Source organism: Erythrobacter sp. S158, assembly GCF_057364915.1.
Map to the genome: position 1 here is coordinate 448,969 of NZ_CP200279.1, position 15,572 is coordinate 464,540.

Annotated in this window: 8 protein-coding genes; 3 read left to right on the forward strand and 5 right to left on the reverse strand. The window is 61.6% G+C overall.

The features are described from left to right. Window position 1 precedes the first annotated feature (1 nt). Window positions 2–2,005, forward strand: a complete 2,004-nt coding sequence (locus tag AC0V6T_RS02265; RefSeq protein ID WP_486123971.1) for a hypothetical protein — start codon at window positions 2–4, stop codon at window positions 2,003–2,005. Continuing rightward, a complete protein-coding gene (locus tag AC0V6T_RS02270; RefSeq protein ID WP_486123973.1) occupies window positions 2,005–6,516 on the forward strand; it encodes an LVIVD repeat-containing protein in 4,512 nt (1,503 codons plus the stop codon). The genes AC0V6T_RS02265 and AC0V6T_RS02270 overlap by 1 nt, the downstream gene beginning before the upstream one ends. A gap of 287 nt (window positions 6,517–6,803) precedes the next feature. Here the strand turns inward: AC0V6T_RS02270 and AC0V6T_RS02275 are convergent, their stop codons facing one another. Genes AC0V6T_RS02275 through AC0V6T_RS02290 form a run of 4 tightly spaced genes read right to left on the reverse strand, consistent with a single transcriptional unit; the run spans window position 6,804 to window position 13,036 of the window. After that, complete coding sequence (locus AC0V6T_RS02275) at window positions 6,804–7,688, reverse strand: phosphodiesterase (RefSeq protein WP_007165040.1); 885 nt, start codon at window positions 7,686–7,688, stop codon at window positions 6,804–6,806. Between the two features lie 2 nt (window positions 7,689–7,690). Further along, on the reverse strand, window positions 7,691–9,646 hold the full coding sequence (locus tag AC0V6T_RS02280; RefSeq protein WP_486123975.1) for a cytochrome c3 family protein: 1,956 nt from the start codon (window positions 9,644–9,646) through the stop codon (window positions 7,691–7,693). A 10-nt stretch (window positions 9,647–9,656) separates the two neighbouring features. Then, a complete protein-coding gene (locus AC0V6T_RS02285) occupies window positions 9,657–10,520 on the reverse strand; it encodes a hypothetical protein (protein WP_486123977.1) in 864 nt (287 codons plus the stop codon). Continuing rightward, window positions 10,520–13,036: an NAD(P)-binding domain-containing protein gene (locus tag AC0V6T_RS02290; protein ID WP_486123979.1), complete on the reverse strand. Its 2,517-nt coding sequence runs from the start codon at window positions 13,034–13,036 to the stop codon at window positions 10,520–10,522. The genes AC0V6T_RS02285 and AC0V6T_RS02290 overlap by 1 nt, the downstream gene beginning before the upstream one ends. A gap of 111 nt (window positions 13,037–13,147) precedes the next feature. Between AC0V6T_RS02290 and AC0V6T_RS02295 the strand changes: the two genes are divergently transcribed. Next, window positions 13,148–14,089, forward strand: coding sequence for a tetratricopeptide repeat protein (locus tag AC0V6T_RS02295; RefSeq protein ID WP_486123981.1), 942 nt, complete (start codon window positions 13,148–13,150; stop codon window positions 14,087–14,089). 84 nt (window positions 14,090–14,173) lie between these two features. Here the strand turns inward: AC0V6T_RS02295 and gdhA are convergent, their stop codons facing one another. Beyond that, on the reverse strand, window positions 14,174–15,526 hold the full coding sequence (gdhA, locus tag AC0V6T_RS02300) for an NADP-specific glutamate dehydrogenase (protein WP_007165035.1): 1,353 nt from the start codon (window positions 15,524–15,526) through the stop codon (window positions 14,174–14,176). Window positions 15,527–15,572: the final 46 nt, after the last annotated feature.

Below are 15,572 nucleotides of genomic sequence, written 5' to 3' on the forward strand. Positions count from 1 at the left end.
CATGTCGGCCTTCTCGCTTCTCCCGCTCGTTATCCTCTCGCAGCCAATGGCGCAGGACTCCGGTGGCGGCGTGCAGCAGGAGCAGCCGCCTGAGCCCGAACAGAGCCAGGGGCAGGAGCAGGATCACAATCGAAGCGTAGGCGAAGGCCTCAACACCACCGCGCGCGAAGAGGGTGAGGATCTCGACCGGCAAATCCTCGAAGGGCGCGAGCGTCCCGGCTTCAATGAAGAGCTTCCCGAAGAGGTAATACAGGTGAACGAGGGCGCCGTTCGTGCCCCGCCGCCGCAGGCTTTCGATCCCTCGCAGGTGCCGATCCCGGATCGCTGGCGTCTGATTGAATCGCTTGGCGTGGTCGAGGAAGACTTCTTCGACCCCTACGCGCAGAACACCTACAAGGGCGACCGGCCGATCTGCATTCCGACCGAGGACGAGCAGGAACGCCGCCGCCGCCTTCGCGAAGCGGCAGAGGCAGCGGGCGAAGAACCGCCCTATGGCAGTGCGCCGTGCGGAACGCCAAAGTTCCTCGGACTCAAATCGCCGGGCAAATGGTTCTTTGTCCTGAACGCGATCAGCGACACGGTTTACGAGCCGCGCACTTTCCCGATTCCCGTCGGCGTTCAGACGACCGAAGACCCGGACCGGCTCGACGTGTTCGGCAACGATTTCTCGACCGTGCTGTCACAGACTTTCATCGTCGGCGCAGCACTGCTCAAGGGTAACACAGCCTATCAGCCGCCATCGGTCGAATACCGCGTCACGCTTGCCTACAACGTGAACTATGTCGACGTGCCAGAGCGGCGCGTTCTGTTTGTTGAGCCGTCGAAGGGGACCGACCGTCTCGACCATTTTCTGGGCGTCCAGGAATTGTTCGTCGACTACCACTTCACCCCGCTCGACACCGATCGGTTTGACTTCATCTCGATCCGTGCCGGCATCCAGCCGTTTCAGGCCGATTTCCGCGGGTTCCTGTTCAACGATCAGCAGCTCGGCGTGCGCCTGTTCGGCAATCGCGACAACAACCGTTTCCAGTTCAACCTCGGCGCGTTCTGGCGGCTTGAGAAGGACACAAACAGCGGTCTGAACTCGGTCGTTCAGGAACCGCGCGACGATTTCGTCTTCATCGCCAACGCCTATCGTCAGGATTTCCTGATCCCGGCGCTGACCAGCCAGATCACCTTTGCCTATAATCGCAACCGCGAGGGCAACGATATCGAGATCGACGATAACGGCTTCCCGGTTCGCCCGGCGCTGCTCGGCGATATTCGCGGGCGCGATTACGACGTGTTCTACCTCGGCTACAACGTTGATGGCCGCATTGGGCGGATCAACATCACGGGCAGCGCCTATTGGGCGCTGGGTGAGGACCGCAACAACTTCTTCACTGGCGAAGAGGCCGACATCAACGCGCAGTTTGCTGCCGTAGAGCTAAGCTACGACCGCGACTGGGCGCGTTTCCGCCTGTCGGGCGCTTTCCAGAGCGGCGACAGCGATCCCTATGACGACACAGAGGGCGGGTTCGACGCGATCTTCGAAAACCCGGTCTTTGCAGGTGCTGACACCTCCTACTGGATCAGACAGACGATCCCGTTCGCAGGCGGAGGCCGCGCGGTTGCGGTCAATGGCCGCAACGGCATCCTCAACAACCTGCGCTCCTCTAAAGAGCAGGGGCAGTCGAACTTCAACAATCCGGGGCTGTGGCTGGTCGGCGTTGGCGCGGACTTTGACCTGACGCCGGAATTCCGCCTTAGCGCGAACGCAAATCACCTCTGGTTCGAAAATACGGCAACGCTTGAGGCACTGCGTGTCGAAGGATCGATCCCGAGCGAGATTGGCTATGACCTTTCGGCCTCGGCCATCTGGCGGCCCAAGGCCAACCAAAACATCGTTTTCCGCCTGTCGGGCGCAGCGCTCCTTTCGGGCGACGGGTTCAGGGACCTGTTCGACAATCTCGGCAACCAGGATGAGTATTACTCGATCCTCGCAAACGTGACGTTGACCTACTGATGCTTGGCAAACTCATCTCGCTTCGAGGCCTCATTTCACCTGCTCAGGCGCTTTTTGCGTTTGCCGTGATGGTGCTTGGCGTATCGGTATTCCAGTCGACCGGATTTGCGGCGGCAGAGGAAAAGCCGGTCTATCGCAATTACAAGGACGCAGGCGTGCTCGCGCCGCCCGCTCCTGCGCGGCAGTCGCAGGCCGAGGCCGATGCGAAGTCGATGGGCTGCAAGACCTGCCACAAGGCAAGCGATGCGGCGACGATGCACGAGACACCTGCTGTCGTGCTGGGCTGCACCGACTGCCACGGCGGTAACGCAGGCGTCGAAGGCAATCCCGCGCTGCCTTACGACCACCCCGATTATGCAGCCGCGCGCGATGCTGCACACGTCCTGCCCAAATATCCCGACAGCTGGCACGCCCCCTCATCGGCTAACCCCAAGCGCTCCTACGCGCTGCTCAACAAGGAATCGCCGGAGTTTGTGAAGTTCGTGAACCCCTCGGATTACCGAGTGGCGCGCGAGGCATGTGGATCTTGCCACATCCAGTCGATCGAAGCCGCCGAACGTTCGATCATGGCAACCGGCGCGATGCTGTGGGGTGGGGCGACCTACAACAACGGCATCTTGCCCTTCAAGAATTACATCCTTGGCGAAGCCTACACCCGCTCGGGCGACCCGGCGACGATCTCGGGTGTTGCCAATGTCATCTCCTCGCCCGGCTATGGCGAAGACGGCACGCTTTCCGAGGCTCAAGAGGCGCGCGGCGTGCTCGGCCAGCTTTATCCGCTGCCGACATGGCACGTGATCCCGCCTGCCGACGTCTTCCGCGTGTTCGAGCGTGGCGGACGCACAATCAACTCGCAATTCCCGGAGATCGGCCTGCCGAGCCCGACCGGCCTCATTCAGCGCCTCGAGGAGCCGGGCCGTCCCGACCTCAAGCAGTCGAATCGTGGTCCCGGCACCGGCCTTCGCGTTGCGATCCCGGCCTTGAACATTCACAAGACCCGCCTCAACGACCCGTTCACCTGGTTCATGGGGACGAACGACCAGCCGGGCGACTATCGCCACTCGGGCTGCGCGAGCTGCCACGTCGTCTATGCGAACGACCGTGAGCCGCGTCACAGCCTCACTTACGCGCAATATGGCCGCGACGGGCAGACGCAGACGGTCGACCCCTGCATCAACCCGGTTGCCAACGCCAACGCCGCCGCTGCTGCCCAGTGCTATTCGCGAGAGAGTGCTGGCTACGGCGGGCGCATTCCTGGCGAAGGCTATGACGGTAACGGCCACGGGGATGACCATGGCGGCGACTACACCGACGGCCACGGCGCGCTGAAGGGGCCAGGCGACGATCCCTATGGCGACGGCCACGACGCGCATTCGGACGAGCCCAAGCGTGAGAGCGGTCACCCGATCCGCCACGTCTTCACCCGCTCGATCCCGACCGCGCAGTGCATGAACTGCCACATGCACCAGCCCAACATCTTCCTGAACTCGTATCTCGGCTACACGATGTGGGATTACGAGAGTGATGCGCCCTTCATGTGGTCCGGCCCGGAAAACACCACCCCGCGCCCGCACGGCATGAGCGACGAGGATTACGAGGCATTCTACAAAGAACAACGCTTCCCCACCGCCGAGGAAGTGCGCGCCATCATGGATCGCAACCCTGAAGGCGCTGCCGCTCGCGGGATGTGGGCAAACCTCGATTTCCTGCGCAACGTCTATGAGCTGAACCCGGAGCTCGAGCACACCCAGTTTGCCGACTATCACGGCCACGGCTGGAACTTCCGCGGCATCTTCAAGCGCGACCGCGAAGGCAATCTGCTCGATGCCGAAGGCAACATCCTGCGCCCCGGCGATCCGGAAACCGACAGCGCTGAGGAATTTGCCTACCACCAGGATCGCTGGCGTCAGCGCTGGCGCAAGGATGGCGAGGAATTGTTCGTCGAGGTTGAGAAGAACCCGGCTGAAAACGACACCAACAATCCCGGCGTCGCGGTCCACATGATGTCGATCCACGCCGAGGCTGGGATGCAGTGTGTCGACTGTCACTTCGAACAGGACACCCACGGCAACGGCCTCATCTACGGCGAAGTCGCCAACGCGATCGAGATCGGGTGCAAGGATTGCCACGGCACCGCCGATGCATATCCGACACTTCGCACCAGCGGTCCTGCCGCGCCGCCCGAAGGCCACAACCTTGCTCTCCTTCGCAACCCGGACGGCCAGCGCCGGTTCGAATGGAAAGAGGACGACAAGGGCCACCGCATCCTGATCCAGCGCAGCCTCGTCGATCCCGAACTCGAATGGCAGGTCAGCCTCACCAAGGACTCGGTCAATCCCGAGCTTCCGGCCTGCGACAACGAAGGCAGCACCTCGAACGGTGCATGCTTCAACGACCGCTCGGCCCGCTCGAAGCTGATGAGCAAATATGGCGGCGAAACCGGCCGCTATGAATTCGGCCCCGGTATCGCCGAGGAAGACCGCGCTCACCGCGATCCGGAAATGGCATGCTTCACCTGCCACCTTTCCTGGACGACATCGTGCGGCGGCTGTCACCTGCCGATCGAGGCAAACTGGAAGACCAAGTCGCACCGCTACGAAGGTGGCGAGACGCGAAACTTTGCGACCTACAACCCGCAGGTTGCGCGCGACCAGATGTTCCAGCTTGGCGTGCACCAGACGACCAAGGGCAACCAGACCGCTCCGATCCGGTCGTCTTCGGCGCTGATCCTGTCCTCGACCAACATCAACCGCGAGCGCATCTACGTGCAGCAGCCGCCGATCAGCGCGGTCGGCTTCTCTTCGCAAGCCTTCGCGCCGCACTTCCCGCACACGGTCCGGTTGAACGAGACCAAGACCTGCACCGATTGTCACCTCTCACAGGCAGAGGACAACAATGCGATCATGGCGCAGCTGCTGCTGCTGGGCACGAATTACGTCAACTTTGTCGGGATGCATGCCTTCACCGGCCTCGAAGGCGGCATCAACGCCATTCGTGTCACCGAATATGACGAGCCACAAGCAGTGCTCGGTTCGTACCTCCACCGTTATTCGTATCCCGACTATTGGCGCCGCCACGTCGAGGACAACGGGCGTGAGCTCAAGAACTGGGTGCGCGGCGAAGCGTTCGATGATGATTATTCGGGCGAGACCAAGCCGTTTGAGGAATTCGTCAACGTCCACGAAGGCACGCGCGACCGCGTCGGCTGCCTTCAGATGCGCGGCGAATATCTGTTCGTCGCCGAAGGGCGGGGCGGTTTCCGCGCCTATGACATCGCCTCGATCGGGAACAAGGGCATCTCGGAACGCATCATTACCGCGCCGTTCTCGCCGCTCGGCCACGATACCCATGTCGACACCGAAGACGCGACCTGCATGGCGGTTGCTACCAACCAGCCAATCGCGCCTGAGCGCAACACCGCCCAGATGCGCGAAGTCAATCAGGAGCAGGCGTTTAGCCCGGTCTATGACTACGCATTCATCACTGACAGCGTCGAAGGCCTGATCGCGGTCGACGTCAACACGCTGGCCGACGGCGAATTCCGCGACAACTTCTTCGAGCGCGCGATCTTCCCCGATGGCTCAGATGCGTGGAACCCGGACGGTGTTCTGACCGGCGCCAAGCACATTACGCTCGCAGGCGATTATGCCTACATCACTGCAGATGCAGGGCTGGTCGTGGTCTACCTTCCCAAGGATATCGCCGATGATCCGGCGACCGCCTGGCGCGATGAGTGCGAAGTCGATCCCGAAAACCCGGCAGAAAGCTGCCTCGCCCCGCGCGTAACCAAGGTCATCCCGATGACCGACGCGCGTGCGACGACGATCCAGTTCCGTTATCTTTGGGTGACCGATGCGGAAGGCCTCAAGGTCTTCGACGTGACCAAGATGGATGATCCTGTCGCGGTCCCCGAAGCGACCTATCCGATTGCCGATGCCCGCCGCATCTACGTCGCACGCACCTATGCCTATGTCGCGGCGAAGGGCGACGGATTGATGATCTTCAACGTGACCAACCCGCGTGCGCCCAAGCTTTACCAGCAGGTAACGCTCGACGGGACGCTCAACGATGCAGAGGATGTTGTGGTCGGTTCGACCAATGCCTCACTCTTCGCTTACGTCGCGGACGGGGTGAACGGGATGAAGGTGCTCCAACTGACCTCGCCCGACAGCCAGCGCAACTTCTACGGCTTCAGTCCGGCGCCGATGCCCGAACTCATTGCCTATGCGAAGACACCATCGCCTGCGATTGCGCTTTCCAAGGGCCTCGACCGCGACCGCGCGGTGGATGAGACCGGCGGCCAGATGGCAGTGTTCGGACGGCTCGGCTCGCGGCCCTTCACGCGCGAGGAGATGGAGAAGCTCTTCATCACCCGCTCGGGCGTGCCGTACCGCGTGACTGACGAGGTCGACATGAGCCGCTGGGTCGGGCGCAACAGCGTTTGGCGCCGCAGCGCTGGCATGGACGCCGAGCCCGAAGAGACGGACGAGATCGCTTACAGCTCACGCTGAGTTAGGGCGGGCGGATTACGCTCCCCCTCACTTCAACTTTCCTACAAGGGGCCGCTCGCACTAGGGTGCGGGCGGCTCTTTGATTTGGTGGTTGGCTTTGTCGGAAGATTGCGCGCGCCGGGCGCGAACTTGGAAAGTCACACGTCCTACAAGTGCAAGCGCGTTCTGGAATGCCCGCAAACCCCGGTTTCGCGCGATTTTCGAGCTACTGGGCGGGGCGAGCACGTTTTTCCAAACGCACCCCCTGCGTGGTCCACTCGCTTGCAGATTAGGTGGGTGCCGAGGGCCTAGACGCGCTCGGCGAACAGGCCCTTCATCATCGGCTTCAGGTGCTCCTCGAAGCGAGCGAGCGTCTGCCAATGGCCGACGGGTTGAAAGTGCGAGACGAACTCGCCACCGCGCCACAGGTGGAGCGAATAGAAGGGTGGCTCTGCTGCGACGATCGGGCGGCTGTCCGCGACCTCGGCATCCATCGGCCTTAGGTCGAGTGCGACCGCCGGCGCGACGGCCGGTGTGACGCTCAAAGGAATGCCTTCGACCACCGAGTGCAGAGGACGGTGGAGGTGCCCTGCCTGGATCGAGATGATCTGGTCATGACCCTTCACGGTGTCATGGAAGCGCTTGAACCAGGCCTCGCCGGGCTTGGGGTCCATCCAGTCGATCCCTGCTACCACCGGTGGGTGGTGCATGAAGATGACTGTTGGCGTATCGGGATGCGCGGCAAGCTCTTTGGCGAGCCAGGCAGCGCGCACCTCGCAAAAGGCGCCGCCATGGCGGCCCGGCTCGAACGAATCGAGACAGAGCACCCGGAGAGCATTGCCCGCTCCATCGTCGCAATCGATCGCGAATTGCGCAAACCCATCGGCCGTGGGACAGTCGGGGAAGGCCTTGAGCAGCTCATCGCGCGAATCGTGATTGCCCGGGATCACATGGACCGGAAAGGGGCACTCAGCGACAAGCTCGCGAATACGGGCGTAGCTGTCTGGCTGCCCGCCGTCGGTGAGGTCGCCTGAAAGGATCAGCATGTCGGGCAGGATCTTCTGGTTCAGCAGATGTCCCAAGACATTGCGAAACCGCACGAAGTTGAATTCGTTCTCTCCCGCCTCCGGCTCAAAGCCGACATGCGTATCGGTGATCTGTGCTATCAGCACACCGCGTTTCTCGCTCTCCATTCTTAGCGTCTTAGACTGCTCAAGATTGCTGCGACATTATCGTTAGCACCATTTCCGGGCATATCTGGATGATCTTCGGGCCGCCAGGGAGAGGTTGGCGTGTGATAGCCGTGGCACATCGCGCAGGTCGAGGGCACGATTTCCTCGGTCTTTGCTGCGGTTTCGCCAAGGTGGCAATCGCGGCAGCTTTCAAGGTCCGGGATCAGCAGATCGGTCGCTTCGTTCGAGGTGCTGGTCGCATGGCACTCGGTACATTCGAGCGAATTGCCGGCTGCGTCTTCCTCATGCGCAGAGTGATAGAACGCACCGTGCATCAGGAAGCGGTTGGGCAGGTTGACCGGCGTCAGGTCGCGCCTGCCATCGGTCATGGTCGGAATGTGGCACTCGCCGCAGACCCCGTCTCGCTCCAGAGCGCGGTTGATCGCGATGTAGAGCCCCATGGGACGGCCAAAGTTCGAGTAGTAACGCCCCCCACGCGCAAACTGCCCCGGACGACCGCGCCCGCTCACGATATCGCCGCGCGGACCGCGGTCCATAGTGGCAAGGTCGGCCATCAGGTCATCGACATTGCCGTGGCGCAGGGTTCGGAAAGCGGGGCCAGCGCGGTCGAAGACGAGGCTGTGACATGCCTCACACGAATCCTCCATGACGACCGGCTTGTAGTCGCCAAGGTCCTCAATCCGGCGCTTTGAAAGGCCAGACTGCTTGAGGTTCTTGAGATCGGCCTGCGACCACTTCACGTTGCCCAGGGTTCCGATGGCAGCATCAGTAAGCCCGCCCTCGCGCATAATGTCGCGTTCCGCGTCACTCCAGTCCGAGTGGCAGTCGCTGCATTCGAGCGGCGCACCATACTTGCCGAGGCTGATCGCCATCCGCGCAACGCCGCCTTGCTCGTCCATGTGTTCGTCATGCGTGAACTTGAGACCGCTCATTTCGACCGGCTCGGTGTCGAGCGACACGCGCACTGGCTTGTCCGAGAAGTGCGCGGTGTAGATCAGCGGACGGAATTGCGGGTGCTTGTCGCCAAAGTCGTTGGCGTTGCCGAAACTGACGTCGGTCAGCCGCGCGTCGAGATCGTCGTGGCAGTCAGAGCAGAATTGCTGGTCCCAGAACTGGTGCTCTTCGGCGGCGAGATCGACTGGTCCCTCATGCTCGGAATGGCATGAGACGCAGCCAAGCGGGCCTTCCTTGCCGAGCGTTTCGGCAATCGACCACTGGATCGCATCGCCGGTGCTTAGAGGCGCCATGCCTTCGCGAAGGCGCGGCATCTCGGCGTGATCGCCAAGGCCAAGTTCTTCGTGGCACGACAGGCAGGTTTCGTCCTGGACCGAGACGAAGGGCGTCGCGTGGCAGGCTTCGCAATTGTCTTCGAGGTGCGCGTGCTCAACGCTCATCCCGCCCGAGATCCAGGCGGCGTCGAACTTGGTTGCGCCCACGACGTCTTTGTCCATCGGGTCGTTTTCGGGCGGCGTGCTTGCAAGGTTGGTGACGATAGGAACCGCGAGCAGGAGGCCCAGGATCGCGACCGTGAAGCCCCATGCCATCGTGCGCTTGCTGGGCAGGGCGGCGGCAAGTGCGAAGGAGGACAGCGCGTCGCCTGCTGCCTCGTCCTTCTCGACCTGCTTGATGATGATCTGGACCGGGCCGTCACCTTCGCGCGAGATCGCGAGGCGCGCAGAGCCGACAGACACTTCGGCCCCGACATTGGGATCAATGGTCCCTTCCTTGACCGAGCGGCCGTCCAGCCCGAATTCGAGCCCACCGAGCGACTCCGCGCTCAGCATTCCGCCGCCCGCATCGGCAAGGCGCACGTGGCGTTGCTCAACCGCGAGGTCGGCCAGGTGAATATCGCTTTCCGCTGCGCGGCCGACGACAAGTTCGGACTTGCCGACTTCACGGTCGCGGACAATCTCGCGGCCCGAAGCGGTGATGTCGATGGTGCGGATCAGGAATGCCATGACGCCAGCCTCACCAGTAGTAGAACACGCTCACGACATGCGCGAGCAGTGCGGCGAGCAGGGCAATCGTCGCCGGAATATGGATGAAGAGCCACACCTCAAGCAGCGCCCTGATGCGCAGGTGGCGGCGGATCTGGCCGAGCTGGTCGGCACGTTTGACGAGCAGCGCATGGACGCGCTCTTCAGCCTCGCTCCCGCTCTCGGAAATGCGAGCGAGGGCGCGGTTGGTCTTGCAGCCCGGATAGGTTCCGGTGAGCCGGCCCCATGCCCCGCCATAAAACACGTCCTGTTCGAGCGCGGCGATGACGAGGTCGGTCTGCTCACGACCCAGCGGCTGCGCTGCGCTTTCAAGTTGGCGGTCGAGCGCGGTCAAAGCATCGAGCATCTCTGCACGCGTCATCTCCTTGCGGTTGGACGAAAGCGTGGAGGGCAAGGTGGCGTAGGCGATGACCCCGTAGATGCCGCTGATGATGACCAGCAGCATCAGGAAATAGGCGAGCGTGTGGACGTTCCACCCGATCTGGAACCCGGTGTGGAGCGTGCCGACCACGATCAACGCAAGGCCGAGGTAAACATGCGCACTGGTCCACGCCTTCAGGCTCCACTGGCCGGTCGTGATCTTGCGTTTGCGGATGCCGAGCAGCGAGAGCCAGACGATCAGCAGCAGCCCGATCGTGCCAAGCGTGTAGCCATACCAGCTGCCGCCATTCGGGCGCGGTTCCTGGTCGATCATCGCGTAACCGAGCCCAGTCACGATGCACAGCATGAGCGCGATCCAGAGCCAGCGGAAACGCCGGTGCTTCAAGAAGCTGACATGATCGGCGTTGCGCCGACGCTCGTCCTGTTTGAAACGGTTGCCTGCCACGCTCGCCATCAGTCTTCGACGTCCTCTGTAATCTTGGCAAAGGTGAGGAACTTGTCAGGCGCCACGCGGATGGCAGCACCGGTCGGGCAGGCGCGCACGCAGGCGGGACCTCCGTCGATGCCAGCGCACATATCGCACTTGATCGCCTTCTTCGCGAGGTCGGGGTCGCCGTGAGACTTGCGCCACGAATACGATGCTTCGCCAGGACCAGGGCCGCTGCCGAAGAACAGCCAGCTGAGCAGCGATGGCTTCTTGGGTGGCACCGGATCCATGCGGATCACGCCGTAAGGGCAATTGCTCTTGCAGTTGCCGCAGCCGATGCAGGTTTCCGCATTGATCGAGACCTCACCATCGGGACCGCGCTGGATCGCGTTGGGTGGGCAGTCGGCCATGCAGTGCGGGTGTTCGCAGTGACGGCATGACGTCGGAACGTGGAGATGAGCAAAACTCTTGCCCGCCTCACGGTCGAGCCGCGAGAGCCCTTCATGCGCGTCGGCACAGGCCCGCTCGCAATTGTCGCAGCCGATGCACAGCTTCTCGTCGATGAGGAGCGCGTCGGTTGCCTCGCCGATGCCTTGTTCGGACAGGAACTTGGCAGTTTCGGTGTAAAGTTCGAGCGCGTTGTCGACGCTGTCTTTCTGGCTTTCGATGAAGTCGGTAGTGCGCCGGCGATCCGCCATCACGTCGAGCGCTCGTTCACGCAACTGCGGCTTCTTGTCGAGCAGTTCGAGGAAGCCGTCGCCCGGTAGGCGGATGACCTCAGACTTCACCGATGCCTTGACCGTTGCTGTGCGTTTTGAGCCGTCGATCACAGCCATTTCGCCGAAGAACGTGCCCGCGGGCAGATAGGACAGGAAGATCTGGCGATCGCCGATCGCCTTCTCGACCAGCATTGAACCGAAACGCAGGATGAAAAGGTCCTTGTCGTCGTCGCCTTCCTGGATAACGATCTGGCCCGCGCGCACTTCCTCTGTCTGCGCGCTGGCGACCAGAGGAGCGATGTCGTCAGGCGTTAGGCCCGATCCGAACATCTGCAGGATCTGGCGCTCGATCGAGATGCGTTTCACAGTCTCGTTCGCTTCGGGCGAGGAACCGATCAGCTTGAGCGCAGCCTTGCGCGACAGTTCGACCACCACAGTTTCTTCCGCAGCGCGGATCGTCGAACCGCGGCGGCGGCCCGAAATCAGACCGACCTCACCAAAGATCGACCCTTGGCCGATCGGCACGGTGATCGAGGGATCGTTCGGGTCGACCTCAACCGCCACGCTGCCTTGCGCGATAGCGAATAGCGAAGAGCCTTGTTCGTTGCGGCGGAAGATCACTTCGCCCGGCGCAAAGGCCGTGCAAGTGGAATCGAGCATGAGCTCACGCATCTGCAGCGTCGATAGACCTTTGAAGATGTCGACGTTCTTCTGGTAAACCTCGAGCCAGTGATCGACCGGCTTGTTGCCGGGAAGGCCAGCAAAGACTTCCTCTAGCAGCGGTTCGTCGGCAGGTTTGGGCGATTCGCCGGTCGCGAGATATTCGACGACGTCGTAGCCCTGGTTCATGCAGTGCTTGATCAGCGGATAGCCCGCCAGCGCCCCGATCACGAAGATGCCTGGCTTGGTCGATTCAAACACCGGCGAGAGGATCGGAAACGCACTGCGGTCTTCGCTGGTGAATTCGACGCCCATCGCCTCGATGAACTTGCGTGGCGGTTGCGAGCCGATGCGCGCAATGATCGTATTGCAGGGAATGGTTTCCTGACCGGTCTCGGTCTCCAGCAACATCTCCCCATCGCGCACCTCGGCAGGCGAAGTCTTGAAGCGAATTTGCAGCTTGCCATCGTCATGCGCGGCCTGAAGCAGGTCGGCGTTACGCTGCTTTGCCTTTGCAAAGTCGGTGCCACGGTTGAGGATGGTGACGGTGTTGCCGAGAGCTTCTTCCGACAGCCCGAGCGCGTTCTCGATCCCTGCATCGCCCGTACCCACGACGGTGATATGCGTGTCATGGAAGTCAGCGGGATCGTCGAGCTGCGAGGTGATCATCGGGTGATCAGCCCCCGGGCAGCGTAGCTTATTGGGGTTACCCTGAGTACCGATGCCCAAGATGATGGTCTTCGCGCGGAATGTCGCCCCGGCTTTTGTCTTGAGCGTGAAGTCGCCTTTCTCGCCCGAAACTTCGACCACTTCGGCGTTGTATTCGACATTGACGCCCATCTCGGCGACCTGGCGATCCCAGGTGTCGAGAATGAATTCGCGCTTTCCTTCGTCGAATTCCATGCCGGCGTGCGCGCCCTCCTCGTACCCGCCAGCGCGCAGCTGGAGGTTCGAGGGCGTCGCCATGACGTGCTTGCCCTTCTGGTATTTGTAGATCGTGTCCGAGAGGTGGTCGGTCTTTTCCAAGAGGACGTGCGACAGGCCGCGCTTGGCAGCCTGACCAGCGGCGCTCATCCCGGCAGGACCGGAGCCAATAATGGCGACTTCATACAAGTCTGACAATCTACCCCCCCCTTTGGATAGATCAAATCCCAGTGCCACCATAAGGAAAGTGGCCCCCAATGCCAGAGTCAATTGCCGTTTTCTGCACCGCTTGCTAGTGAATTTCTTATGTGATCCGATGCAAATAGCGCGATTGAAGGGATTTATAGCATTATGTCTGGGGGTAAGGCGGGCTGGGTCCTGCTAGGTGGTGCGGCTGTGCTTGCGGCCGGTTCGATTGGTTATAACGTTATTGGCAGCGGTGAACCCGAGGCTGAGACCGTCGCTACGGCTGATACTGGCCCGTCGATGGAAGACCTTCGCGCCGCAGCAAACGCGTCGAGCGACGATGCAGGGCCGTGGAGCGAGCTCGCCTTTGCGCATTTTCAACGCAACGAATTCGGCGATGCCGTGAGCGCCTATGAACGCGCGGTCGAGATTGACGACAGCGCCGCTTCATTGTGGTCGGCACTTGGAGAAGCGCGGGTCATGGCGGTGGATGCAGCGAGTGCCGCTGCCGATCCGTTGCCTCAGATTGCACTCGATGCTTTTGAAAAGGCCCTTGAACTCGACCCATCCGATCCACGCTCGCGTTACTTCCTTGCCGTGAAGAAGGATATCGACGGGGATCATCAGGGTGCGATTACCGACTGGCTTGCGCTTCTTTCCGACACGCCTCCGGGCGCTCCTTGGGAATCGGACGTGGTGCGAACAATCCAGCAGGTCGGTGCAATCAACGACATTGCCGTCGACCAGCGTCTGGCAACGGTGATGGAAACCCGCGCGGCGCAGACCCCGATGCTTCCCGGTTCGGGCGCGGCGGCTGGGCCGGCAGCATCGGCCAACATTCGCGGCCCCTCGGCACAGCAGGTTGTCGAAGCGAGCCGCATGCCTCCGGGGGAACAGCTCACGATGGCCGAGGGCATGGTGGCGAGGCTCGAAAGCCGGCTCGAAAGCGAGCCCACCAATGTCGATGGCTGGGTAATGCTGATGCGCAGCCGGATGACTTTGGGTGAGCCCGACGCGGCACGCGCTGCGCTCGATTCCGCTATTGCGGCGAACCCTTCGCGGGCCGGAGAATTGCGCGCCGCAGCAGAACAACTGGGCGTGCGGTGACGGGCTGGGGGCCTATAACCGTCATGAAAAAGGGGCGCCTCCGTGCAAGGAGACGCCCCTTTTTCTTGGCTTGAAGCGAGCGGCTTAGACGACGCCGAATGCGAGCATTGCGTCTGCGACCTTCTTGAAGCCCGCGATGTTTGCGCCCTTCACGTAGTCGACGTAACCACCGTCCTGCTCACCATATTCGGTGCACTTTTCGTGAATGCCCGACATGAGATCTGTGAGCATTTCACCGAGGCGCTCGTGGTTCCAGCTGATGCGCTCGGAGTTCTGGCTCATCTCGAGGCCGGAGACGGCAACGCCGCCTGCATTGGCCGCCTTACCGGGGCCGTACAAGATTTTGGCGTCATGGAAGACCTTCACGCCTTCGAGCGTCGTAGGCATGTTCGCGCCTTCCGACACGCCTTTGCAGCCATTGCTCACGAGCGCCTTGGCCTCGTCTTCGTTGAGCTCATTCTGCGTTGCGCATGGAAGGGCTAGGTCAGCGGCGATGTTCCACGGACGACCTTCGTGGAAGGTCGCACTCTTGAACTCATCGACATACTCGCTGATCCGGCCACGCTTGACCGTCTTGAGATGTTTGACCCAGTCGATCTTCTCCTGGTCGATGCCATCAGGATCGTGGATGAAGCCGCCCGAATCCGACAGGGTAAGAACCTTGCCGCCCAGCTGAGTGATCTTTTCGGCAGCGTGCGTTGCCACATTGCCCGAACCCGAAATGACGGCGGTGTGCCCTTCGACATCCTTTCCCTGGTGCTTGAGCATATTCTGCAGGAAATAGACCGCGCCGTAGCCGGTCGCTTCGGGACGCATCTGCGAGCCGCCATATTCCTGGCCCTTGCCCGTCAAAACGCCTTCCCAGCGATTGGTAATGCGCTTGTACTGGCCGAACATGTAGCCGATCTCGCGACCACCAACGCCGATGTCACCCGCGGGAACGTCGGTGTCAGGCCCGATGTGGCGGTAAAGCTCGGTCATGAAGCTCTGGCAGAAGCGCATCACTTCGGCGTCCGACTTGCCCTTCGGATTGAAGTTCGCGCCGCCCTTACCGCCGCCCATGGGCAGGCCGGTCAGCGAGTTTTTGAAGGTCTGCTCAAACGCGAGGAACTTCAGAACGCTTTCGGTCACGCTCGGGTGGAAACGAATGCCGCCCTTGTAAGGGCCGATCGCGTTGTTGTTCTGAACGCGCCAGCCACGCTGGACTCGGATGTTGTGATTGTCGTCTTCCCAGCAGACGCGGAACGACACGATGCGATCCGGTTCTGCGATACGGCGCAAGATCTGCGCTTCGTGATATTCGACCTTGTCTTCCATAAACTCGAAGATGTCCTGTGCAACTTCATGCACTGCCTGGACAAATTCGGGCTGTCCCGGATTACGCTTTTTCACGCCTTCCATGAACTGTTCGAGATTTACGTGATCAGTAACGGCCATTGCTTTCTCCCCCCACTAGGAAACACGCGACCTATCAAACTATGTT

Excerpts from the sequence above, each read along its gene's own strand:
- AC0V6T_RS02270 (WP_486123973.1), top strand. The coding sequence starts at position 2,005 with ATGCTTGGCAAACTCATCTCGCTTCGAGGCCTCATTTCACCTGCTCAG.
- AC0V6T_RS02295 (WP_486123981.1), top strand. The coding sequence starts at position 13,148 with ATGTCTGGGGGTAAGGCGGGCTGGGTCCTGCTAGGTGGTGCGGCTGTG.
- AC0V6T_RS02290 (WP_486123979.1), bottom strand. The coding sequence starts at position 13,036 with ATGGTGGCACTGGGATTTGATCTATCCAAAGGGGGGGGTAGATTGTCA.
- AC0V6T_RS02265 (WP_486123971.1), top strand. The coding sequence starts at position 2 with ATGTCGGCCTTCTCGCTTCTCCCGCTCGTTATCCTCTCGCAGCCAATG.
- AC0V6T_RS02280 (WP_486123975.1), bottom strand. The coding sequence starts at position 9,646 with ATGGCATTCCTGATCCGCACCATCGACATCACCGCTTCGGGCCGCGAG.
- gdhA (WP_007165035.1), bottom strand. The coding sequence starts at position 15,526 with ATGGCCGTTACTGATCACGTAAATCTCGAACAGTTCATGGAAGGCGTG.
- AC0V6T_RS02285 (WP_486123977.1), bottom strand. The coding sequence starts at position 10,520 with ATGGCGAGCGTGGCAGGCAACCGTTTCAAACAGGACGAGCGTCGGCGC.
- AC0V6T_RS02275 (WP_007165040.1), bottom strand. The coding sequence starts at position 7,688 with ATGGAGAGCGAGAAACGCGGTGTGCTGATAGCACAGATCACCGATACG.